Origin of the sequence: Pseudomonas sp. OE 28.3 (assembly GCF_014268205.2) — a bacterium.
GTDB classification, from domain to species: Bacteria; Pseudomonadota; Gammaproteobacteria; order Pseudomonadales; family Pseudomonadaceae; genus Aquipseudomonas; species Aquipseudomonas edaphica.
Map to the genome: position 1 here is coordinate 5,812,929 of NZ_CP077082.1, position 24,281 is coordinate 5,837,209.

Consider the following 24,281-nt stretch of genomic DNA (forward strand, 5'->3'; position numbering starts at 1 on the left):
AGCGGAGGTCTAAAGTGTCGAATACTTGGTGGATTGATGAGGAAGAGTTGCTCGACGAGCAGCTTGAGGTTTTGGGAGAGGATCTTTTTAAAGATTTGATTCTTACGGGGCCTCCTGGAAGCGGCAAGACAAATCTGCTTTTGTTGCGAGCTAATCATTTGATATTGGATTCACCCGATTCAGAGTTTTATATAATTTGCTTTACCAGCTTGTTACAGAAGTTTGTGCGCACAGGTGCTGGTCTCTATTCGTTTCCCGAGAATCGTGTGATAACTCAGCGCAAATTGCTTGAGCAGTTATTGGGCGATCATGCTTGCTTACCAAAGCGGAAACCTGGAGAAACTTACTCTGAAAGAGATTCAGTTTTAAAGTCTGCTATACATCAGCTGATGGAGACCGGTGCAGGTCGTGATACTTATCCGGTGCTTTTCATTGATGAGGCGCAAGATTATTCAGAAGAGGACCTCCAGATATTTAAGTATTTCGCGAAGAATTTGTGCTGTGCTGCCGATTTACGACAGGGCATCTACAATTCTGGCTCCACTGGAACGACATGGCTTCAAACGCACAGGTGGGGCGCGTCTATAACCTTGCAGTTTCACTATCGTGTGGCTCCGGCAATCCTTGAGGTCGCAGACAAGATTATGGCTGGGAAGTTTGATCACAAATCAATGCTTGGGACTCATCAATACAAAGGGGATCCTGGTAATGTTGAGGTCGTTTCAGGTTTTGATCTGCCCGATCAGATCGAACAGTTAATTCCTAGAGTACTGAAACAGTTGGCTGTCTATCCCAACCAGATTATTGGCATTCTGGTTCCGAATCATGTTCAGCTTAAACAGGTAGTTGAGGAGCTTCTTACTTCTGCCGATCTTGCGGGCGTGGTTACCAATGCTATGGATAGAGACTTTGATCCTACCTTTTCAGTATGGGTGAGCACTGTTCACTCCTCTAAAGGTCTGGAGTTTCGGTGTACACATGTTGTCGCTGCAGATAAATTTGCCGACTTTCAAGAACATGAGAGAAGGGTCGCCTTTATGGCAGTTACGCGAGCCAAAACTGCGCTGACTATTTATCACGAAAAGCCTCTTCATCCATTCTTTGCCTCCGCTCTCGCGAAACAAAATGCAGAGAAGATTTCCGTCAAGAAAATATTCGGAAAAAGATCATGAAAAAATTTAGATTTGTCAATGTTGATGCTGGTGAGTTGGTACGTGGCCTTGGGCGCATGGGAGACTTGCGCGCAAAAGCGCGTGCGATAAATATTGCTGATTTCGGCCGCCCCCTCTCTATGAATGATGTGCGCGTCATTTGGGAAGAAAGTAGTGGTCCAAATGCTGATCTTCCATCTATTTTAGTTGCCTCGGAAGACGTCTTGGGTAACTTACTTCCACGCATGTTGGCATTGCCTAGTGCGGTGGTGCCTGTTACGTCTTTTATGAATACATGGGCGATAGAAGACTTCGCTGAGCGTGAAGTTTTCGACAAAAAACCTCTTAGTAATGTTGCGGCGCTAGGGTTTGTGGGGCTAATTATCGGGGAGTTGTTAACTGTCACCGGTTCCAATGCAGATCTTCGCTTGATGGGTATGGATGGTGTTCGTCGGACGTTATCGTTCGTTTGTGCTCAGGCAGTATTAAGGGGTGGATACGGCGCATCATTAGTCACAATTGTTGATCGTTGGCTCGAGGCCAGTGCTTTGACGGCAAATGAAGTTAACCATTCGGCGCTAGCGCAGATTTTGTATTTGTGTGAATTTCTGCAAAATCTTTCTGCGCGTGGAAACTTCGACGGTGCTGCATCTGAAAATCTTGCGCATCAAATTCAACTTTGGATTGAAAGATACGATGATCCGAATGCGCGCGATTTGCTTCAGCGTTCGCTTCCCCAAGTTGTTCTTGAGTTGAGGGGGATAAGCAGTCGCGAAAAAAGATATGATCTTGTTATGGAAGAGCTTCAGAGGTCGGCGTTCGGTAAGTCGGTCAATCCATTAAAACAGGGCTTTTTAATAAGTTTAATTGATCCGGGCTCTTTCGAGTTTCTGGAGTTGGCGAAGCAAGCCAGCCCAGATGGCTCGGTAGCAACTGCTTACTTTGTATGTGCAGTAATTCTCGGTAAAGAGTCTGCGCTTCGAAACTTCAATGGATTTGGCTGGACTGTTTTTAATCACGGCCTTCAATTTAATACTGAAATGCCTATGGATATTTCGATCGTCGAGCTTCGAATTCTTCACGATGGGCGACGGAGCTCACCTATTCCATTTCGCACGCGGTCACCATGGCTGATTGATGTGGAGCTTGCCCCCATGGTGATAGGGAGCTTCGGGAACCTGGCAAAACGGAAGGCTTCATCGCATAGAGCTCAGGAGGCATCTGACGCCGTAGAGCGTGAAGAGGCGATACGAAATAATCTTATGACCGCGATGCGTGCTTTGGAGGATGCATACGGCGTCATTCAGGGGAGACGTCCGCGGCAAGATATCAAACAAAGCAAACCACCAGGGCAAAGGAAATAGCAGGTCTTTTAAATGTTTTATACAAACGATAATTTCCTGATTGGTGGCTAGCCTATTCGGTTGACAGAATGTTGCAAGGTCACAAGATCAGTTCCGAAACTTAAAAACAAGCCCTTGTAGAATAGGGCTTGTAGCCCGTTCGCTTGCTGAGGGTAACGGAACTCCTTCTCCCTTCCAGATCGCGGCCTGCTTAAGTTCACATAGCGGTCTTGAAAGCCGGCGACTGCGGCCATGTCCACAGGATGGCCACGTCTTTTTCAGGCAGATCGATACGTTTCAGATTTAACGTAGACGCGCACACTTCAATTTTGGCGAAGCGTTTTTACACACTCTGGGCCATGAGCAGCCTGCCACCAAGGGCAGCCATCGCCCCTGAGCTGCCTTCGCGAAAGGCCACAATCGGCCAAAAGCAGACGACCAACTCGGATCTGGTTTCGCCCAGCTTGCCTCCTCCGCAAGTGCAAGCTGGCTCACCTCTCTGCCTCTTGGATATGCCTGGTATGTCAAGTCGGCTGCGGGCCACGCCCCCGATGCGCATTGATTCGGCTGTAGACTGCGCCGAGCCGTCTACAACCGTACCGATCAAATTATTCATCAAAAACGCATATTCGATTCGAAAAAAACTCAACTCTACATCACTGCCATGACACCCCCACCATGGAACCTCGAACCATGTCATTGCAGTGCCCTCGCTGTAACTCACCCAAAATCGCTTCCTTCCACCAAGCCATGAAAATTGCAGCTGCCCTCGGTACGGTCGGCGGCGCAGCACGCGGCGTCAGTGTCGCTCTGGCTGGCGGTCAGGCAGGGGCCACCGTCGGCGCCGTCGCCGGCCCGTTCGGCGTCACTCTCGGAGTCGTCTCCGGCGCCATCCTAGGAGGACTTGTTGGCGGCGCTGGTGGCTGTGCATTAGGCGCTCAACTCGGCGACAAGCTTGACCGCCATGTACTCGCTCACAACCTCTGCCTGATCTGCGGGCATCGCTTCAACCTCCCAGCTTAATCCGTCCTCTACTCCTTTCTTTCTATTACCTCCGGACAGTGCCACGCGATGCGTGGCGTTTATGCCGACCTGCACCACAAGGAACCTTAATCATGGCTCATCAAATCGAACAAATGGCTTACGTTGGCGCAACCCCGTGGCACGGCCTAGGAAATCAACTGACTCAAAAACAACCTATCGAAATCTGGCAGCGTGAAGCTGGTATGGACTGGCAGATCCAGGAAAGCCCGGTTCACTTCAAGGCCGACGCTATCGGCCATATGGGAAGCATTCACTCATTCCCGGAGCAAAAGGTGTTGTACCGTTCCGATACCAAAGCACCGCTGTCGGTGGTTTCCAATCGCTATCAAATAGTTCAGCCGCGTGAGGTGATGGAGTTCTACCGAGACCTGACTGAAGTGTCCGGCTATGAGCTGGAAACGGCAGGTGTTCTGAAGGGAGGGCGTAAGTTCTGGGCATTAGCGAGAACCGGGCAGAACGCCAACTTGAAGGGCAACGATCAGGTCAACGGCTATTTGTTGCTGGCGACCTCCTGTGACGGTACGCTCGCCACCACGGCCACGCCGACCACCGTTCGCGTGGTCTGCAACAACACTTTGACCATCGCCCTGGATGGCACCACACGCGCCATCAAGGTGCCGCACAGCACCCGCTTCGATGCTCGGGTCGTCAAAAAGCAGTTGGGTGTAGCAGTCTCGCAATGGGACGAGTTCATGTATCGCATGCGCGTGTTGGCCGAGCGTAAAGTCCAGTGGCACGAGGCTATGGGATTCTTCATGTCCGTGCTGTGTGAAGTAACGCCCAATAGCAAACTACCTGAAGTCCTCCCCAACGAACGTGCCCTGCGCAAAGTACAAAGCCTGTACGAAGGACGCGGACGTGGCGCAACGCTTGAGTCGGCGCAAGGCACTGCCTGGGGTCTGCTCAACGCCGTGACCGAGTATGTCGACCACGAGCGCAGAGCACGTAGCAACGAGTACCGCATGGACTCCGCTTGGTTCGGCCAGGGGGCGCAAATCAAACAAAGAGCATTGGAGGCAGCCCTGCAACTCGCGGCCTGAAATGCCCTCTCCCCTTCAACCATAACGCCCGTTCAGCATGCAGCTCAACGGGCGTTTTTATGTCCGCAAGGTATCCCTTATGAAAGCGATTCCTAGAAATGAAAATGCTTACAAGATCCGTCCGGCCCTTCGTTTAATCGGCACCAAGGAGCTACCCCGTGAAGACTGGCTCGCTGTGCGTAAACAAGGCATCGGCAGCTCGGACGCAGGCGCAGCAGTTGGACTGAACCCTTATAAATCGCAGTTGGAGTTGTGGCTTGAAAAGACGGGACGGGATGCAACGTTACCGAAAATAGATCCTCACGATGAGGAAAGCCCTGCCTACTGGGGCAATGTGCTGGAGCCCATCGTGGCCTGGCACTACAGCAAACGCACCGGTAAGAAGGTGCGACGAATTAACGCCGTGCTACAGCACCCTGATCCAGAACTGCCCTGGATGCTTGCCAATATCGACCGCGAAGTGAACGGTGCCGACGATGTACAAATCCTTGAATGCAAGACCGCCGGCATAAACGGAGCACGCCTCTGGAAAGAAGGCGTGCCCGAGTATGTGCAATTGCAGGTCATGCACCAGTTGGCCGTCACCGGCAAGCAGGCGGCTGATGTTGCAGTTTTGCTGGGTGGCCAGCATTTAGAAATCTACCGCATCGAACGGGACGAGCAGATGATTGCTCGCCTGATCGAACTGGAACGCAAATTCTGGCATTACGTACAAACCGACACCCCACCTCCCGTCGATGGTAGCGCCTCATCTGAAGCGGCGCTGCGTTGCCTTTACCCTCACGACAACGGCCAAACCGTGGACTTTAGTGCCCATGCTGGATTGGCCGCGACCTACCTGGAGCTCAAAGCTGTTCGGCAGTCCATTGCGGCAAAAGAAAACCGCGAATCTCAACTGAAACAGATCCTGTTGCAAGCCATGGGCGAAGCCACACGTGCGCAGTTCAGCAATGGCTTCATCAGTTGGAAGCGTTCCAAAGAGAGCACCGTGCTCGATGTCGAGCGCCTGCTGAAGGAGAAGCCCTATCTGCAAGTCCGCTTCAGCAAGCGCAAGGAGGGCAGCCGCCGCTTCCTTATCAACTGATCTTTTCCTCGCTGGCCGTCCCTACGCGATTCAGTTTTCGGGGGTCCATTTTCACTTCCAAGGAGAACCACCATGCTCAAAGGCCTGGTCATTACACCACCCGTGCTCGGACGTATTTCCATTGGTAAAATCGTCGAGAAAAACGGTAAGCGCCTACCGGAGAAAGACGATCAATTTACCATCACCTCACAGGTGCAAAGCAGGGATGGCTGGTTACTGCACCCACTTAACGATGAACTGCGCCAGGGTAAGGAGGACAAGCTGCGCAGCATTCCAGTACGTCTATTGTTCAACGAGCCGGAGCTGAATTTCCGGGCCGACTACACCCTGTTCGACCGGCAATCCGGACGCCCGCTGTGTGTCGGTAACGGTGAAACCTGCAAACGCATGACCCAGGACGGCATGCAGTCGCTGCCCTGCCCTTCGCCGGATGCTTGCCTACTGGCCAAAGGAGGTGCCTGTAAGCCTTATGGCCGACTGAATGTGGTCATTGGTGATGAGGATTCGCTGGGTAGCTTTGTGTTCCGCACCACCGGTTTCAATAGCATTCGCACCCTGTCCGCTCGTCTGCATTACTTCCAAGCAATCTCAGGCCGTCGACTGGCATGCATACCGCTGGAGCTGCGTCTACGCGGCAAGTCCACCCGCCAGAGCCACGGTACGCCGATCTTCTACGTCGATCTCACGGTACGAAGTGGCATGGACATGACCGAAGCACTACAGAAAGCGAGCGAACTTGATACACAGCGCATAGCAGTAGGTTTCGACCAGATTGCTCTGGATGACGCCGCTCGCCGAGGCTTCGGTAATGGCGCCTTCGAAGACAGCGAGGAGGACAGTCACGTCGTAATCGAGGAGTTCTTCGGAAACACGGAGGCTGCTAGCACCAAAATCCAAGGTAAGTCGTTGCCACCGCCCAACTCCCTTGCGGACAAGCTGGAATCTCTCGCTTCGCAGGCCAACTAAGTCAAACCAGCCTGTGCTGAGGACATCGGCGTGGCAAAAGCTCTGGCCCCCTCATGATGGAGCCAATCAGCCGCGATCAAGTCTAGTGACAAGACGCTCCACCATATCCAGGACAAAGTCGCGGTCATGCGCCCCAAGTCTGGAGAGTAAACCATAAAGCCTGCGCGCCTGGTCCTCTGGGCGAGAACTCCCTTCGGTCAGCAAGTCAGCGGTTTCACAACCAAAAACTGCCGCCAACTCAACCAAGCGCTCGATGTTAGGCATGACAATTCCGCGCTCGATACGGGATACAGCCTCGCTTCCAATTCCAAGCTTTTCCGCAACCTGCTCCTGGTTCAGTTTGCAACGAACGCGCTGGCGGGCAATCGCCTGCCCAACGAGTTCTGCCAGCTGCTTCGATTTGGTTTTTGACATGCCACCCTCCAGTCCAACCTGGATGGTTGACCATCAACCCGTTGACATGAAGGACCTTACAGGCCGAAACTCACCCCGAAAGGTTGATATCCAACCCATCTTTTTGACTACCACCTCTTGCAAGGAGCTCAGAAAAACCATGAATGTCATAAAAGGCCTGAACGAATCGCAGATTGAAGACCTCGTGAGAAGCAAAACGTCCTTCGAGATCCATGGCCTCAGAGGTAACTTCATGCCAGGTATCAAACTTGTCGAAACCAAGATTGAAAGCCAGGGACTGAAGTGTCGAATCAAAAGCGACGTGAAAAGCGCTATCGCTCAAGGCGGTATATTGGGCGCTGTAATTGGAGCTGCATCTCTGCCTGTTGGGGTCGTATTAGCCGCTGCGGCTACCGTCGCCAGTACTGGCCATACTCTAGCCACCTACAACCCCGACTACGAAATCATAAAAGACTACGTTAATAAAAAACTGAAAGTCATCTACAAAAAATAGCAATCAACACCGTCAGCCCGCGCTCGCACTCACGCTCAAAAAGCCTATGAACACCGACCGCAACCAATAAGAATTAAAATATTGGACATTCCAAATGGTAAATATCAGCCTACCAAAAATAATACTAAGCACTGGTTTTATAAGCGCAACATTTTTTGCTTACGAAGCTTTTACAAGAAACACCGTAGAAAATTTAGACTCACATAAAAAACTAATCGACTCTGACTTTCTGAACACTGGAAAAGTGGGAACGTTATTTTGTTAATAAGGCACGAAGAGCGCTGTGATCGCTCAAACAACCCCTGCTTAGGCCCAGACGAAGGAATCACAGCTCTTGGAAGCGAGAGAGCAAAAGAAAAACAGGCATTCGTTTAAAAGCACACTTTGATTTTGACGATGCTGTTATTTTCACCAGCCCAATGACTAGAACAGTTCAAACATCCGACTTCATGCTAGGCAAAGCGAGCCTGCTATCCGATAGAGAGGCCATTTGCGGAAACGACATCGTGGATAAGCTACTCGAACACAAGAACTCCGGCAGAAATCTTATAGTGATGACCCACAACACCTGCATGAAAAATTTAATAAGATCCAGCGGACACAGGCATTCATGGAGCCCCGAATACGGGAGCCTCCTATTTGCAAAAACAACAAGCAAAAATGAAATACAGATTGTCGGCACGTTAAATGCTGACGACATCCCTAAAGACCCATCGCCGATTTAAAACCAAAAGCCATTCACAAAGAACTTACAAAAGAATCCAACCGCTTCCTTCCTCCCACCCTGAGTTTAAGACAGTGAATATAAAATCAGTTGCACTCAAAGCAGCAGGCTGCTTGGCGCTTGCACTTTCATTGAACGCACAAGCCGAAGTTGACTACGGGTACATGTATCCGCCCATGCTACCAAATGAACAAAATATGAACGATTTACCTTATGCCATTCCGTGCGCGGAGGCCAAAAACCAGTACGGGGCAAAATTCTACCGTTGCACCTGGTATAGCATTCCAAGAAATATTACTCAGTGGAATGCACAGCAGCAGCGCAACGTCACCTTCAGCAACCACATCAGCGGCAAATGCGTACGAGGTACTTGCCGAGCGTCCAATGGCTCAGGCATCTATGGCATGTACGGCCAAGACCTCAGCTTTAGTCTCTCCATTTACTATTACATCTATGAAAGTGAGGATGGTTATCCGATTGCCTATCGCATGGATGGTGGACCAAATAAAAAGGGGAAAGAAGTTACTTACACTCAATCCCGGACGATACTCCAAGATTTCTTGTTTGATCACGGCATCAGCAAAACGGGTGTAAAAGACACTATGGCTGCCTACTCGTTGGATGCGAACGCAACGAATGATTCATCAGTCGATGACGAACCACAGACCGAAAAAACACCCATGACAAAACCCACGAAAACGATCGACGTAAAGGAAGCCTGGTGCAACCCGCGTGCAGACGATGAGTGCACCATCAATGGCAAGGAAGTACCTAAGGAGGAGCTTAAGCAGTACCTACCCGTGGTCTACGAACTAGAAGTACTCAATGCAGGCGGACACTGCGAATATCCGATTTGCTATGACAAAAATGATAAACCGGTCGGAATTAACTAACATAAGGCACGGTTCCCATCCGTGCCTATTTTTTTGTTGCCAAATATTAGCAGCTGCAGTAGTTGTAGTTGTAGTTCATACGCTCGCTTTCTTAATCCTTGCCAAAACTGCAACTCGAAATATCTGGCCAAGAGACCCTAACGAAAAATCCCTCATCACAATAGTGATTCTTGCTAGGCCTACAAAGCTCATTATGCCAGATCAGCGACTACCTCATGGAGAAGATCGCTACGCATGCACTCCAACACCGCAATAAGGCGCATGCAGCGCTCTTCTTTGCCCAGCTGTTCTCGCTTCCAAGCGATATCATCCTCAATTAGTAATCGAACTGAATCAGCGTCCACCTGCCAACCATAGCTTTTATCTCGCACTGACTTTGCAACAAGCACCGAAATCCCTCTGTCTAAAACGCCATTAGCTGAGTTAGTCCATCTACTGTCTAAATCCAGTGTCGCGACAAGTGTTTCGGCTCTGCGAGGGATAGTCGGATCTGTAATATTGATCTTTACCTGACGCGAATTGGTTGGAGATATAACTGCAGTCACTACAACCGATGGTGCGCCCGGCCTCAGCATCGGGTGATAAGTGCCATTCAAACCTGAAGCATCTGCCTCCCCCATAGGGACCCTGGCAAGCTTCCAAGTTGAGTTACATCCCTTGCACGCAGAGAAAAGATTAGCAGGGTGAATTGCGAAATGAGGCCATTGGGACTTTGGGAAGAAGTGGTCGCAATCATTGGCTTCATGCCGGCTACCCTTTTCTCCCAATGGTCCATCGCAGTAGCCACAAACGACTGCTGATTGTGAGCGAAACGCCGCCATCACAGCAGCTCGATCAAGCCGGCTACCCGTCAGCGCGAACGGCTTTGGATCGAAACCACTGCCGGCTAACCAGGTATAGAACGGAATGGCTACATCCTTGATGCCATCTAACCACCCCGGAAACAGACGCGGGAAGCGGAGCTCGCTGCCAACAAGATCCCACCGAGTGTGAAACTGAGCATCATGATCAATGGCCTCAGCCACCAACACGGCTTGAGCAGGATTCGCACGCGCCTGAGCTGCCAGCGCCATAACTGCTTTTCCAAACCTCGTGCGATTATTAGCCGTACCAATCCTGGTCCAAAACCACTTGCCGATTGGCTGCCCGAACTGCGTTACAAGAAGGGTATTATCGTCTAGATCTTGCGGAGGCGTGCGCAGTAACCAATCAATCAAACGTAATTTAACTGAATAGATCTTCCCTAGATTCTGCATTAAGTCATTCGGCAAGCGCCGTTCATGGAGCATGAACGCCCCCCTCCAATGCGCATCGCCACGCTCGTTTCAGTTCAACTTGGAAATAACCAGGACCCGTCTGGCGAATGAATGCCTCGAGCAGCGCTTTCACAGTTAAAGGCTTCACTAAGTCGAAATACAGAGCAAAGCGCTCAAAGCTTTCAAGGCAATCAATCACGTGGCTTCGAGTCAGGCCGCTCTCCGTTTGTTGCGCTAAATCTAGGATGCGACTTATGAGGTCAGCTCCTAATGCTTCATTTTTATGCCAGCTCTGTTCAACTTCGAAACCAAACTGCGCTGTCGCTAGAAGCACTTCGAGCAAGCGGCTCGCCCTCCTTCCGACCGTATCCGAGGCCCCAAAAATATCCCGCAATGGATGATCCCCGGTTGCCCCAAATGTGTATATTTGAGCGTCAAGTGTTCGAACGCCAGATTCGCTGGGACCAGAATCACCTTCGGCGGTTGTACGCTCTAGTACGATCAATTCATCTTTAAGCGCATCGGTCAGCATCAGGGCAGCATGGGTTGCAATCAGGACGTCGACTGATGTGTGTGCCAAGGCATCATCAACCACTGAGACCAAGTCTCGCTTCCACAGGTCATTGAAGTGGGTCTCGGGTTCATCCAGCAGCAATAGGGAGTCCTGACGTCCGCTCAACAAATGCAGCAGAGCCATTCTTCCCATAAACATCTGCTCTCCGTCCGACAGCTCTTCGTAGCGCATTACACCAATATCGCGCTTGGTCGCATCGAGCGCGGCAGTTGGTATGGCATGCCGACGCAACCGTAGCAGTACGTCATCAAACAGTCCCTTCTGACTCAGTTCTAATAGGCGGGTAAATAGGTCAAAGCTGCTAGCATCCTTGGCCCCGCCGAGCAATACCCACAAGGCTTCGCCTTGGCTACGGCAATTTTCTAATTCATTACGGGCGGCCGATAAGAACGATTGCCCTTGACCGTCGAATGGCCCTTTAAAGTCAAACCACACAGTACGACTTAACTCCACCGGGTGAGGCTCAGCAATCACCTCACTCGCGCACAGCCACCAATCGTGAGCTGTTTCGCAAAGCTTCTGATCCCATTGAGCCGGTTGCAGGCGCGAGCGGAACGCAACCGAAACTAGATTATGCCACCCGCCCAGCTTCAGTAGCTCTTGTATCGAATTCTTGTTGTCGTCACGGCTGCACAGTTTAGCCATCGCGGCATCAACCTCCGCGTGCTTTGAATAATCTGTCGCTTCAACCAACGCCTGTGGCAACGTCACTGCCAGCAGCGCGCACTTCAAGAGCGTGGCGTCTAGCAGTATGGGGCGGCGGAAGAGATCAGCCCCCGTAGGGCCTGAGCCCAAGGCCTGCCTAGGAGTATCACTATCGTTTTGCCGTACCGCTCGCAAGGCGTTTTCCTGGGCGGTCGTCCACCCCGCTGGACGCTCGTCGCTTTGTGTGTCATCACCGTCTTCCAACAAACCGTCAGCACGTTGATTACGGTTCCACACTGAGCGCCACGGACGCAGGTCACCGGTGGTGTAGGCCAGGACGGCCGACGGCAATGCTATCTGTGGCGGCGAGCTGTCGCGCAGCGGCCAGGAGCCAGGCTCAATGAGCGCAGAGAAGCCATGCTCCGCAGGAATACCCTTGAGGTTCAGGTGTTCAATGCAGGTGTCGAACACCTCTTGTCCGCTCTTATCGTCAAATGCAAAGCGCTCGTGCAGCCATAAGCTGGCGTGCTGACGATTGCCAGGGCAGTGCAGTAGCAAGGTGCGGTGGTTTGTGGAGCCGCGCACACCCAACTCGTACACCAGACTCACCGGAAATGCTGGAACGCGCAGATCGGCCAGTGCCAGGAAAACCTCGGCCACCGCACGTAGGAGATTCGATTTTCCACTACCGTTTACGCCGACCACAAAACGAATGGCGCATTCACGCGCTAGCGGTGAGCCGCTGGCAAAACACACTTTGATGTCAGCGATGGGTGGGTAGTGCTGCAGATGTAGGTAGCGCAAACGCATTACACGGCCTCCAGATCGACTTGCTGCGCGTCCACCTTGAGACTTCGGGCTATGTCCTCTTTGAGATCGTCTAGTGAGGCGTAATGTTGGCCCAGATCTACTAAATGGATGAAATCCTTCCCTTCCTCGTCTGCGACCGAGATCACCTGGAACATCCCGCGCCCACCAGCATGCTTAGACGTCTCGTAATCCAGCTGGACTTCAAAGTAATAACGCTGCTGATCAACTCCGGGCGACAACGCTTTCCGCAATGCCTGCACATCGACCATGCGCGTGAACTCTTCCGGGCGCAAGGGACGAAAGGCCTTGAGGTAATCGCACTCTCCACTGTCCGGGTCTTGCTTGGGCATAGTGATTTTAGCAATCAGGCCCAGCGCTGCTAGTTGGCTCAAGGAGCGGCGAATCCGGTTGCCGTGGGATTGGCCAAAAGACTGCAGACCATCAGTCACAACTGAGTCGTCGCAGAAACGGGAAAATACGTCAGGATCTTCCGCGAGTAGAGGCTGGCCGCTTTGTTGGCAATACTCAGTGAAGGCAGTCAGTAACTGGCGCTGGAACTCACTTAGCTCGGAGAGTATCCAATGGCGAGCGGGACGCACAGGGAGATCAACTGGTGTCGTATAGCTGGCTTGGGCGGTGCCACCTGTAGAGACTTTTGCTCCACGTTCAAGCAGCAAGGTGTCACGGCGGCGTACTGCCTCAGCAACTTCGATGGCATTCTTGCCTCTCCAAACTTTTGTCAACTCACCAGATAGTGCATGAACGCTCAAAGCGTCACGTAGCTCATTCGCAACGCTTTCCGACTTGGCAATAAGTCGGCGCAGCTCCCGAACTTGCAACCAGAAATCACGAAAACGCTCTTGTTCTGCGATGGATGGTATCGGTAGCTTCACCTTAGTTAGGTTTCCGCCACTCAGATTGCTTTGACCGGCGGTTGTGCGAATCGCATTTCGCATGGCAGCGCGACCGTATGCACTATTCAAAAACGCACTCAAATACTCAGGTAGTAGACGTGTAGTATCCGTTCGCAAGCGTATCAAGTACGAGGCATAAACCATGGCGGATTTAGCCACATCTTCAGTGATTGGAGCTGATCGCCCCACATACTCTGGATTGCCATTGGAACGAACAATCAATACGTCGGCCGTGGTTAAGCTTAAGCGTTTCAGCTCAACCTGGGAGAGATCGACATACTTCAAGTCCTCGGTACCGACTTCCCCCCCCATCACATTTGGGATTCGAAGAACTGCTACGCCTGATTCAGCAGTAGCGTCCGCTGAGACCGATGTGCCATACCGAGTATCAACCAAGGATCCAAGTTGATCCCAATCAGACTCTGGACGAGCGAGTACCAGCTGATCCAAGGCGGACTTGATCATCAAGTCGAGTCGCTGGCGTCGTAATTCATGGATTGAAGTCGCCTCCGCCTGCTGTAACACATCGACAATGCGCTGTTGTTCGGGGAGTGTGGGGAGTGGAATCTTTACCCTCGAAAGGAAATCAGTCGGCACCCGCTGCAGACCACCTGTTCCGACAAAAGCAGATGCCGCCCGATCACGAAAGGCTTTCTGCCGAATGAAACTAAAAACATACTCAGGTAAAACGATCTCAGTTGGACGTAGTACGTGGAACTCAGTGGAACCGAAGCCCAAACCATTTTCAAGATTGCGTGCAATGGAAGCTTTTCCATTTTCCATGCAAGGCGTGACTTTTGCGAACAGCACATCACGCTCACGAAAATACGTATAACCCTTTGCAACTTCGGAGAACGTGCGAGTTTCTGGCTTGTTGATAACGCCAGCACGCTCATCAACAGCAGACATGGGTACAAAAGTGACGGAAATATCACCATCGGGGCGATCTTCAGCAAGTAGCCGAGGATTGAGCTCGCAAATATCTGTCAGTCGAGCCTGCACCCACGTTTCAGGAACACTCATTCCCGCCCCTCCACCATCGCAAGCAACTTGTCCAAGCCTTTGATGATGTCTTGCTCGGTGGTTTTGAGTGTACCTATCAACTCAGCCACACTCTTGTCGCTCTTGAGTTGGGTGAAATCAAAAGGTTTGTACTGCCCGGCGGATAGGTTCCAATCGCGGGCCTCGATGCAGTCGGGGTCAAGCAGACCGTCCCGGAGTGTGCCTTTGTCGTCGTAAAGTCCATCGGCTAGCTTAGCTTCCACATAGGCAGGGCGCACCAAGCCATCGGCATCGTGTGAGCCAATGAGCTGGCCATTTTCACTTTGCCATTCGTCGTTGCGCGCCCAGTCACGTACAGGCACCACCCAATGCTTGGCCGCTTTGAGGTCGCTGGTTTGGTCAATGGCCAGGCTGCGCAGAGTGACATCGAAGCCATCAAGCTTGGCTACATCGCGGGCCACTTCAGTTAGCTTCTGTCCGATGTCGTGTTCCGTCATAGCCTTGGGCGGCTGATTGCCTCGTAATAAGTCCAGCACATAGACGTCGCGTTGAGCCTCAGCGAGCGCTGTCTTAAGCAAGTCCTTCCATATCGAGAGCGCTGGAGAATCTTCTTTTTCGAAAAAGGCTTCCTTTTCACGCGCTATTTTCTTGAATTCTGCCTCCGCGGGCTTGGCTGCTTTTTTCCAAGCATCTATGAGTTCGGAATCGGTGGTTTTTTCGGCAAGGCGTGCGCTAAGCGTTGCATTCCAGGCCTTTTTTGCCGCTGGCGCGAGTGCCTGAATTACCAATTCAAACAACACACTCCCAGAGACTGATCGCACCTTCTCTTCAGCCTCTTTGGGATTGGCAGGAAGCTCAGGAAACAGCTCGTGTACGCCCCACACCTGACCATCCCACATACTGGTGTCAGGCAATGCTGAAAATGCCTCGCCTGCTGGAGTGAGCTTGTCGGCGGTGTCACGCAGTAGGGCCTGGCGCCAGCGCTCAGCATGAAAGCTGGGTTGCAGCAGGGTTTTCTCATTACGCTGAGCACCGATGCGCCCTTGAGCAATCCAAGCCTTAAATTTTTCCAGCGCATCCCATAGATCGTTTTGTTGGCCTGGCTGCGGAGTTCGCTTAGCGTTGTAGGAGTAGCCGTCGTTTTCTACCTCATAGAACCAGACGTGTTCGCTGAGTGGTGCAGCATTGCTCGGCAGGCTCTGCTTGCTATCGCGGCGAGTGACTTTTCTGAAGATCAGGATGGAAGTCTTGACGCCGGTATAGGGCTGAAAGACTCCACTGGGAAGGGAAATGACGCCTTCGACTATGTGTTCGACAAGCAGTTCTCGGCGCATGCGCACGTGAGCCTCGGTATTGCCGAACAGGACGCCCTCGGGAATGATCACAGCGCAGCGCCCCCCAATATCCAGCAAGTCAAGCATCAACCACAGAAACAGCAATTCGCTCTTATCGGTGATCGATTCGTCTTTTTTCTTGCCTCCACCGCCGACGCGCGGAAAAAGTAAGGTGTCAGGCTCCAAATCGCCACTGTCGACCGTACCGGTAAAAGGAGGGTTAGCCAGTACAAACTGATAGCTGCCTGGTTCCAACAGCTCCTTGAGCTTGACCTTTCCTTCGCGCTTGCTTAGTGAGTCGCCCTGCAGCAGGTGCGGGTCGGTGACGTCGTGCAGCACCAGGTTCATCCAGCCGATGCGAGCCATGGTACGGTCGTTATCCAAGCCGACGAAATTGGCTCCGTTGTGGATAGCGGCGTATTGCTCAGGTGTTGCCGCAGCGCCATCGGTACGATGCGGAGTACCGTCCCATTCGAGCACGAGGTTTTCTTGTGCTGAGTATTTGCGCATCAGATGCTGCTGGGTACTGAACAGGAAGCCACCTGTGCCGGCGGCAGGGTCGATGACACGTTGGCCGGGCTCGGGGTCGAGCAACTCGACCATAAACCGGATCAGATGACGTGGGGTGCGGAACTGGCCATTCTTACCCGCCGTAGCGACTTCGCTGAGCAGGTACTCAAAGGTGTCGCCCATGATGTCTTGGGCAGCAGAACCCTCACCGGCACGGGCGAAGAGCTGGTCGATAGCGTCAATAGCATCCGACAACACCTTGCCTTTATTAGGATCGAGCTGAAAGTAAGCATCAGCCATGCGGTTATTCAAGCTGGCCAGCTCGGTGCCGTCAGCGCTAGTGTTGCTGAAATGCTTTTCGAGCTCGCGTAGCCAGGGAAACACTACGTCGATTAAGTGACTCGGATTGGTTTTCTCATGGCGGATGTAGCTCCACCGACAAGATTCAAAACCAGTATAAATCGACCGAAAACCACGCTGTAGCCGCTTGAAATCTATGTCTTCCAGTCGCTTAAGAAAGAGTAGATAGGTAATCTGCTCGACTGCCACCAAGGGGTTGGTGAGGCCGGCAGCCCAGAAGCGGTTCCAGAGTTCGTCGACTTTTTTCTTGATATGAGGGGCAAGCATTCAGCAGTGTCCTTGATGGATCAGGCAGTCTCATCCAATAAGTTGTTGGTGAGGTTGATGAGTTCGTCGATGTCTTGCGACGGAAACAGCGTTTCCACGCGTCCTGCACGCGACAGCGGAGGTTCGTTGAGTGCAGCGCGGGTAATGCGCCCGTGGCGCAGCACAGCTGCCTTTACGGCCCGCAGGAAGTTGAGTTGATTGGCACGCAAATAACCGTGTGCGGCAATGAACGCATCGAACGCGGCACTGATGCGCTGCTCACGGTTAGGCAGGCGTGCGCCTTCGCAAAGTATGTGACGCAGGACTTCGGCCAACGACGCGGCGGGGGCTTCAAAGGCTTTGCGCAAGGTGTCTTCGGTGACGAAAAGATCAGTCATGTTCAGCGTGTTACTGATTCGTTCCAGCTCGTCATCACCTACATGGTCCCCCTGCTTGAGCTTAGCCAACTCAGGAAGCTGGTCAGCCAGGCGGCGCACCAGTGCCTCTACCTGTTCGCGATAGCTTTCTGCAAAAGCACCTTCGCCCGTGGGGCCGTAGATGATCCAACTGCGCTGGGTGATACTGTCTGGCAGGTTGATTTCAATCGTGCGGCTGGGTGTACTGGTGCGGTAGCGCATCAGCGGGGCGAACACGGTTTGTAGGGTGATCAAACGCGTCATATCCAAGTGCTGCCAGAAGCCGGCCGACTGAACCCAAGCAAGTTGTTCGGCTACGCGCTGCACCTGAGGGATATTTTCGGCCAGACTATTTATCGCCTCGTGAATGCGCTCACGCACTTTGGCCTGTTCGCTTGCATCACCTTTAAGCCAAGCCACTGAGAGACGCTCACACCAGATGCGAAATTGAAGTTCATCCAGACCCGCCAATGGGGCTAGTCGCATCAGAGGTGCGATGGCTTGCGACAGGTGTTCAATTGCGCTTTGGCTAGGCTTTGGCCATTGCGATGCCAAAGCGTCGAGCTCGTCCCAGTGAGGGCGTACATTGATGCTTTGGCGGGGCAATGCCTGCAGCATAGCCTGCAGATCGGCAACGGTGGCTTGTGTGTCTTGCTGTTGTGCTTCCAGGAGTTGCCACTTTTCAAGCTGCAGTCGGAACAGGCGCACCGGTAGCGGTTCGCTTGGATGGTCGACCTCTCCGTCAGGATTAAGCTTGAAGTACGCGAAGTTTTTCCAGTGATCAATGATCAAGAAATCTTTCTTGATCTCGCTGGTGGCCTTGTCGGTATGCAGCCGTGTGCCGCGCCCGATCATCTGCCAGAACTTAACCCTGCTGAATACGGGCTTGGCAAAAACCAGGTTCTGGATGGCGGGTACGTCAACGCCGGTATCGAGCATGTCCACCGAAATGGCCACACGCGGCATGGTGCGGTACTTGAAATCATCCAGCGTCGCGTCAGCACGCTCCATGTGGCTGTCGATAATTTCAGCCATGCCTTGGCGCTGCAGCTCAGGATACAGACGGTTAAATCCCTCGTAGAGCCTCTTTGCATGGGCGTGGCTGACGGCGAAGAAGATGGACTTGTGCGGTAGACCGCGCACGTCTTTGCGGCTCTTATCCATAAACTCTCGCACCATGGCATCGTTGGTGCCTTGGTTGATTACTCCCTTTTCGATGTCACTGCCATCGAAGTTGAGCTCATCAAGCTCCACGCCTTGATCACGGGCCATCTGCTTCAAGGGCTCGGGTAGTGCCTCACCCATGATGCCCTGAAGTTGAAAATTGGTTTGTGCATCCAGTACGCGGTAGTTGACCAGGTTCTGGTCGGCAATCGCTTGCTCGTAGCTGTAGTAGTAGCTGGGCGCGCCATCGCCGCAATCAAACAGCTCGAATGTGTTGTGATCGATGTAGTCGGTGGGGGTCGCTGTGAGCCCAAGCTGGATGGCGTCGAAGTGATCGAAGACGGCCTTATATCGTTGGTAGATAGAGCGGTGGCTTTCATCGGCCACGATCAGATCGTAGTAACCCACCGAAAGGCGCGAATAAACCTGCATCATACTGGGGTAGGTCGAGAACTGAATGCGTGCGCCAGAGGTTTCGCCGGCCTCGATGCGAGCCAAACTCTCGTTAGGTAAGTGGGACTTGAACTCCGACATAGCTTGTCGTACTAGTTCGCGGCGGTCGGCCAGGAATAGGACTCGCTGCGCGCGCTTTGATCGCAACAAAGTATCAACAAGAGCGATGGTCGTTCGAGTCTTCCCCGTACCTGTAGCCATCACCAACAAAAACTTGCGCTTGGCCGCTTCTACCCCTTCAGTGACACGCCGAATAGCTTCGTTCTGATAGTCGCGGCCTGCGATAGCAGCGCTAATGGTGACACCGCCAAGCGGCTGAGCAAATTGCCGCTGATGACGCAGCCGCTCTAAGTCGTCTCGCGTGTAAAACCCCGAGATTTTTCGTGGCGCATAGCGTTCACGATCCCAGAATAGAATCTCTTTGCCGTTAGTGAGGAAAATGAAAGGATCGTTGCCGAATTTGGCGTTGATTGAATCAGCGTAGTCCGCGGCCTGACGTTTTCCGGCAAGCTCATCGCGTGATGACCGCTTGGCCTCGACAACTGCAATCGGATTGCCATCTGAACCAAGAAGGACATAGTCAGCAAATTGCTCGTTGCCATAGTTGCCAACAGGCTCGGCTGTCTTTAGCAAAAACTCTTCGACAAGTGTCCGCCGACTTACAGACCAGCCAGCATGAGCAAGCTGAGAGTCGATGACCTGAGCTCTTGTTTGCGCTTCATTGCGACTCGGGTTAGTCACTGCTCACTCCCTGAGTTCTGTTCTCGTCTGCACCACCCGCACGCACCCACTCATCGACCTCAGATAGCTGAAACTTCCATAGACGCCCAACTTTGTGCGCAGGCAGAGCCTTATGCTCACGCCAGCGATACACCGTATCTTTGGCCACCCCCAAATGAAGGGAAACCTGTTCGGCAGTGACCCAAGGTTCAGTGCTCATTATGGTTACGCTCAAGCTTAAGCAGTCATAGTCGTTTAAAGTCGGCTGAAGTCTAACAGCATGAGGGATACGGTGCAGTGAGAGAAGAAGAGAATTTACTAGATGCGGCGATAAGAATATCGAGGCCCACTGCGCATCGAATCCAGGGTGAGCTCTGCCGCTAGGAGTGTTTCTCTACAGCGTCCTGACTCGGCTACCCCAACGAATCAGTCAACAGTAAACCCATCCAGGAACAATGAGCCCTGATCATCTTCGTCAAACAACTCCAGCAGAAGTAAGCGCTCAAGCTGTTTTTCAGCGGCGCCAATCAGCTCATCAAAAGGCTTTAGCTGAACAAAAAAACGGACACAGTCACCGAAGAACACTTGCCACTCACCTCCTGCGAGCGCTGCATGAAGCGCAAGCCATAGCGGCGAATGCGCTCAAACAGCTCCGAGTAACGAACAGACCATCTGAGAATGTTCGCGCCACAGCTGCCGCCATCGCGATCCTTTTCTTCCATCACACAGACTCACACCGGCCTTAGATTCCGGGACAGAGCCTAAACCCTCGACCGCCCAGAATTCCGCATGTACTGCGCGAGCAAGCGACATGATGGAGCCCATTGGCGATTCGCAGCGAGGGTATGAACTACCAACCAGGGCTGCCTGATGTATTACGCTCGCCGGACAATGGATCGATTAGTCGTCCCGGAAAGCGTCTTTGCCTGCCCCTTACGCAAGCAGCGAGCGCCTACAGGCTTGAGCCGCAGATGCTGATCATTCTTGACTAAGTAACGCATGGCGTAATGCACATTAGCCCGCGCACTCAGATCACTTCTGTGGATTAAGCCAACCCCAAGCCTATCTTTATATTTTTCTTTTTCGAGGTTGCAGTTATTGAAGTAACCCTGACCACGGGTAATACGCTCCCACAGCTGACCGATCTGTTGCGCCCTGTAGATATCTGCACGCACTTCAGCGCCATTGAAGAAGAAGGCAGCATGGACGTGATAACCCCGGTCCTCACCCTGCTCAACGCTGCATATGTAGCCGATCTCATGATCAAAAATCAGGTTACGTTCACGCTCAGCAATCAGCCGACTGAGGTCGTCAAAGACGTGCTCCACACGCAATCTAGCTTGTGCCTCTCTACGGTAATACAGATCAACCCGAATCACGCAAGTGCGGGCGTAACGATCATGTACTGCATCAACGTAGCGGCCAACTTCGATCTCCTGCTTAATCGCTTGGTAACGCTGATCGTGTCCCCATCGCCTGTATCTCTTTTTGGTGAGAAGCGTTCGGACATGCTTTGTCAGTTCGTTCAACGTCTCGCTGGCACTCAGATAGCGTGTTTCACATTCGCCCAAGCAGGTAATGCCACATGGACTGCGCTCAACCCCAATTGCATGGCAAGCCTCTAGGAAAAGGTTCAAATGCCAGCTGTACTGATACTCCTCGTCACATTCGAACAGATCGACCATCTGCTCGATCCCATCGAAGTACTTTGACAGTTTGGTTGCATCGACCTGCTCATCCCCGTGCTTCGAGTATGTAATTCGAAAGGCTTGACCATCTGTACGTTGAATGGCGTTGATCAGTCGCTCAATCCGGATAGCGTTATCGGACTGTGAGCGGTAGGTGTAGCTGGTTCGTTCAGTCATCGTGATGCACCTGATTAGTTGTTGGCATATCAGGTGCGTGATGAGGATTTATTTAATCGATGGTCTGTCGCATCAATTGGGTGGTAGTGGCTGTATAGCTCTCAGTGTTCAGCCTATTGATTGATGATGGATTGATAGTTCAAGAGCTATATAACTAGATCCCGAATCGAGCCCAGGTCTCCATCCCGGACTAGCAAGGAAATGGAGAGCAACATTGCCTTGATAGCCAAGAGATTTGCCAAACTGCGGTTTGAGGAGGTTAGTTGAGAATCATCTACACCATCCGGCATAAACGCCATGATCGGCAGTGAGCCGATCATGGCGCATCATAGATAATCGTTACTCAGACCCGTCACCGTGGGGCCGGCCTACATCCCTGCAGCCAAATCACGCGCACTGATCCGCGCTTCGATCCAAGCCTCGACCTCACTCTCCACCCACGCGACCGCACGCTCCCCCAATGACACTGGTTTCGGGAATCTGTCCTCGGAGATGTATTTGTACAGCGTCGAATTCTTAAAGCCTGTAGCCGCCAGCACGTCTTTCTTACGGAGCAATTTCTTCATGGCCGCAGCCCTCTGATTGGTTCAGAGGATGGGGAAGCCTTATAAAAAATGACCGGTCCCTCTAAGGCCTGAGCCGTGGCGCGGTAAGCAGTCCCAACGCATAGCGCTGCTCCAGAGGAATATCCGCCTCGCGCTTGAACGCCGTCACACTCCCAACAGCCTCATATCCAAGGACTAAACAGCCCTGTTCAGTAGCCTCCAGAGCCAACAGAGTAATAGCTTCATAGCCTCGCTCAGCAGGCACAGGGATGACGCACAACTCTAACCAGTCGAAGAAAACTTCAGACGTCTCCTGGAATCGTGAGCGGTACTCCTTCGCCAGCTCCACCGCCAACTCACGGAAGTGCTCAATGATCACCTCCCAGCCACTCTCTCCCAGCTCAGCATCCAGCGGTGATGACGGCGCAGGCTTGCGCAAATCCCTAGAGATCCTTTTTCGCAGCTCATCATCGACGTGGCCTGCGTGTGCTCCGAGAGCAGACCAGTGATGCGATAGTAGGTACGAGGCGTACCGTGACAGTAGCAACTGCAAGACTGCAAAGACTTGTGGGCGCTGCCGCCAAAGAAAGCGGACTACAGGCCTAGGGGTCGTGATTGCGTTACCCAATGACTTTTTAGCCGCGCTGACGTCATTGCGAAGCCTATCGCCATGATGCTGAAACCACCGATCACTCGATTCGTGGGTCCAATGACTCAACACCTGAACATCCGTCGTTTGAGTCAGTTGACGATGACCCAAGTTGAGAAAATAGGTACTCATGGCCTTCCTGGCAAAAATCGACGAAGACACTCCGGGTACGCAGCTACGAATAAACCCCAGATCCATCAGCCTACGGATCCTTTGCCTCAAACTGGCGGGCGCCAGCCCCGTCAACTGAACCAGCTTCACGCTCCCAAGCTGACTGACCACCCCAAAAGCATCTGCGTAGCTCAAGAGGGTAGCCAGCAACAGTCGGTTAGCCAGACTGAGGTTGCCCCGGCGTCCCGGCGGAACCGGTTTACCGAACTCATTAACCGACTTCAAGGACTGGACTACTTCCGCACCATCACCGCCCTCATCAGGCCCCACCGCACGAATGACCGGGCCAGCGATCAGGCGCTTAATGAGTCCCTCGTGGATGACGGTCGGCACCATAGCCTTCTCGAGCGCGACCGCAAGAGCGGCTTGAACCTTATAAGTGTGATTGGGCCTTCCGGAAGCCCCAGGCGTTGACACCGGCAGTTTAACAAGCCACCCGGAATCAACGAGCTGCGCTAAAGCCGATGCAACAACGCGAAGCGGAAGACCGAGTTGACTCGCCCGCACCTCACCACTGCACGGGCCTCCTTCGGCCAGTCCGTAACGCTGCACAAACGCCACCAAGACAAACTTCACCTCCGGCTCGACGTGCTTGAGTGGCATAGCTAAAACGCCAAGGTAGTAGCTCAATTCGCTCTCTCAATCATTAATTTATTACCGTTAATATACCCTATATGAATGCTTACATGCTGACAGCAATAAAAACGCATAACATAACGCATAACGTAACGCATAATAGGTTACAAAAATCCTCTATTCGGGTATAAACCATCCCTGAGAGGAGTACCCAAATGGCTATGAAAAAAACCGGACTGGACTGGCTGAATCATCGCGATAAAGCCCAGCTCATATGGGCCACTGAATACCTAAGACGCCGCGGCGTTAATAGCCTCTTCGGCCTTGGAGCGGTGACCCACAACGATTTATTAGAAGCGGGCAAAGCACTTGAAAGCTCACCTAGCGGACTGATCACACTCAACGCCATGAAAAATGCATGGCGCCAGAAGCAGTACCGCAGCGCTGACAACGGCAGACAAGCGCGAACGTTTTCACTTCCAAGCACTGCGATAAAAGCCCTTTCACTACTAGCGAAGAACAACGACGGCCAGAGCAATACGGCCCAACTCATTGCTCTGATCGAGAATGCGGATGAAGGACGCCGCAAAATGCAGGAGGATGTTCGGCAGCAGGCCATTAAGGAAAAAGCAGCACTTCGCAACGAGCGACTAAAGTCGGCCCTCTATAAAGCGCAATTGGAGATCACCACACGACACCTGGAGCAATGCTTGAACGGACTGGCAAAATGGGAACTGTCTATGGCGGAAGCCCTGCCTCCATTCAATGGGGATGAAGCAGAAGCAGACAAGTTGGCAAAGAAGAAGTTGGATCAGGTAAGGCGGGACATTCAGAAAGCAATCCTGAAACTGGACATTGCGACGCCCAGAGATGGAGTGTCACCATAATTTTTACCAACGTGCTTATGCCAAGGCCAGTA

20 protein-coding genes are annotated in these 24,281 nt (G+C 52.5%); 9 read left to right on the forward strand and 11 right to left on the reverse strand.

Annotated elements, in window-relative coordinates; translation table 11 throughout:
* The first annotated feature begins 14 nt into the window (after window positions 1-14).
* From HU759_RS26085 to HU759_RS26105, 6 genes are all read left to right on the forward strand, one after another.
* Entirely contained in the window at window positions 15-1,172 is a 1,158-nt protein-coding gene (locus HU759_RS26085; RefSeq protein ID WP_154847205.1) for an ATP-binding domain-containing protein, read from the forward strand.
* Window positions 1,169-2,515: a hypothetical protein gene (locus tag HU759_RS26090; protein WP_154847204.1), complete on the forward strand. Its 1,347-nt coding sequence runs from the start codon at window positions 1,169-1,171 to the stop codon at window positions 2,513-2,515. Before HU759_RS26085 ends, HU759_RS26090 begins: the two co-directional genes overlap by 4 nt.
* Window positions 2,516-3,187: 672 nt before the next feature.
* Entirely contained in the window at window positions 3,188-3,517 is a 330-nt protein-coding gene (locus HU759_RS29935) for a hypothetical protein (RefSeq protein WP_154847203.1), read from the forward strand.
* A 92-nt stretch (window positions 3,518-3,609) separates the two neighbouring features.
* Window positions 3,610-4,578 carry a DUF932 domain-containing protein gene (locus tag HU759_RS26095; protein ID WP_122425032.1) on the forward strand — a complete coding sequence of 323 codons (969 nt, stop codon included), beginning with the start codon at window positions 3,610-3,612 and terminating at the stop codon, window positions 4,576-4,578.
* A gap of 79 nt (window positions 4,579-4,657) precedes the next feature.
* The gene (locus HU759_RS26100; protein ID WP_154847202.1) at window positions 4,658-5,662 is read left to right on the forward strand and encodes a lambda-exonuclease family protein; all 1,005 of its coding nucleotides are present in this window, start codon (window positions 4,658-4,660) and stop codon (window positions 5,660-5,662) included.
* Window positions 5,663-5,734: 72 nt separating this feature from the next.
* The gene (locus HU759_RS26105; protein ID WP_154847201.1) at window positions 5,735-6,628 is read left to right on the forward strand and encodes a hydrolase or metal-binding protein; all 894 of its coding nucleotides are present in this window, start codon (window positions 5,735-5,737) and stop codon (window positions 6,626-6,628) included.
* Window positions 6,629-6,694: 66 nt separating this feature from the next.
* On the opposite strand, the gene HU759_RS26110 is transcribed toward HU759_RS26105, so the two are convergent.
* Window positions 6,695-7,042 carry a helix-turn-helix transcriptional regulator gene (locus HU759_RS26110; protein WP_032803722.1) on the reverse strand — a complete coding sequence of 116 codons (348 nt, stop codon included), beginning with the start codon at window positions 7,040-7,042 and terminating at the stop codon, window positions 6,695-6,697.
* A gap of 139 nt (window positions 7,043-7,181) precedes the next feature.
* On the opposite strand from HU759_RS26110, the gene HU759_RS26115 reads away from it, so the two are divergent.
* Together HU759_RS26115 and HU759_RS26120 are read left to right on the forward strand one after the other, a co-directional pair.
* A complete protein-coding gene (locus tag HU759_RS26115) occupies window positions 7,182-7,535 on the forward strand; it encodes a hypothetical protein (protein ID WP_078803863.1) in 354 nt (117 codons plus the stop codon).
* A gap of 687 nt (window positions 7,536-8,222) precedes the next feature.
* On the forward strand, window positions 8,223-9,152 hold the full coding sequence (locus HU759_RS26120) for a hypothetical protein (RefSeq protein ID WP_225933010.1): 930 nt from the start codon (window positions 8,223-8,225) through the stop codon (window positions 9,150-9,152).
* Between the two features lie 191 nt (window positions 9,153-9,343).
* On the opposite strand, the gene HU759_RS26125 is transcribed toward HU759_RS26120, so the two are convergent.
* The 10 genes from HU759_RS26125 to HU759_RS26170 all read right to left on the reverse strand — a co-directional run bounded on the left by HU759_RS26125 (window position 9,344) and on the right by HU759_RS26170 (window position 23,416).
* A complete protein-coding gene (locus HU759_RS26125) occupies window positions 9,344-10,441 on the reverse strand; it encodes a hypothetical protein (RefSeq protein WP_186617075.1) in 1,098 nt (365 codons plus the stop codon).
* Window positions 10,431-12,437: an AAA family ATPase gene (locus tag HU759_RS26130; RefSeq protein ID WP_154847199.1), complete on the reverse strand. Its 2,007-nt coding sequence runs from the start codon at window positions 12,435-12,437 to the stop codon at window positions 10,431-10,433. The genes HU759_RS26125 and HU759_RS26130 overlap by 11 nt, the downstream gene beginning before the upstream one ends.
* Window positions 12,437-14,374 carry a restriction endonuclease subunit S gene (locus tag HU759_RS26135; RefSeq protein WP_186617076.1) on the reverse strand — a complete coding sequence of 646 codons (1,938 nt, stop codon included), beginning with the start codon at window positions 14,372-14,374 and terminating at the stop codon, window positions 12,437-12,439. The genes HU759_RS26130 and HU759_RS26135 overlap by 1 nt, the downstream gene beginning before the upstream one ends.
* Window positions 14,371-16,824, reverse strand: a complete 2,454-nt coding sequence (locus HU759_RS26140; RefSeq protein WP_154847197.1) for a class I SAM-dependent DNA methyltransferase — start codon at window positions 16,822-16,824, stop codon at window positions 14,371-14,373. Before HU759_RS26140 ends, HU759_RS26135 begins: the two co-directional genes overlap by 4 nt.
* Window positions 16,825-16,844: 20 nt before the next feature.
* Window positions 16,845-19,577 carry a type I restriction endonuclease subunit R gene (locus HU759_RS26145; RefSeq protein ID WP_154847196.1) on the reverse strand — a complete coding sequence of 911 codons (2,733 nt, stop codon included), beginning with the start codon at window positions 19,575-19,577 and terminating at the stop codon, window positions 16,845-16,847.
* Window positions 19,570-19,776 (reverse strand): helix-turn-helix domain-containing protein, encoded by a 207-nt coding sequence (locus HU759_RS26150; RefSeq protein WP_154847195.1) that lies wholly within the window; start codon window positions 19,774-19,776, stop codon window positions 19,570-19,572. Before HU759_RS26150 ends, HU759_RS26145 begins: the two co-directional genes overlap by 8 nt.
* Before the next feature lie 206 nt (window positions 19,777-19,982).
* Window positions 19,983-20,141 carry a hypothetical protein gene (locus tag HU759_RS29940; RefSeq protein ID WP_225933011.1) on the reverse strand — a complete coding sequence of 53 codons (159 nt, stop codon included), beginning with the start codon at window positions 20,139-20,141 and terminating at the stop codon, window positions 19,983-19,985.
* A 290-nt stretch (window positions 20,142-20,431) separates the two neighbouring features.
* Complete coding sequence (locus tag HU759_RS26160; RefSeq protein WP_154847194.1) at window positions 20,432-21,421, reverse strand: inovirus-type Gp2 protein; 990 nt, start codon at window positions 21,419-21,421, stop codon at window positions 20,432-20,434.
* Window positions 21,422-21,789: 368 nt separating this feature from the next.
* Window positions 21,790-21,987 (reverse strand): AlpA family transcriptional regulator, encoded by a 198-nt coding sequence (locus HU759_RS26165; protein WP_122425024.1) that lies wholly within the window; start codon window positions 21,985-21,987, stop codon window positions 21,790-21,792.
* Window positions 21,988-22,048: 61 nt separating this feature from the next.
* Window positions 22,049-23,416: a hypothetical protein gene (locus HU759_RS26170; protein ID WP_186617077.1), complete on the reverse strand. Its 1,368-nt coding sequence runs from the start codon at window positions 23,414-23,416 to the stop codon at window positions 22,049-22,051.
* 161 nt (window positions 23,417-23,577) lie between these two features.
* Between HU759_RS26170 and HU759_RS26175 the strand changes: the two genes are divergently transcribed.
* A complete protein-coding gene (locus HU759_RS26175) occupies window positions 23,578-24,249 on the forward strand; it encodes a hypothetical protein (RefSeq protein ID WP_154847192.1) in 672 nt (223 codons plus the stop codon).
* Window positions 24,250-24,281: the final 32 nt, after the last annotated feature.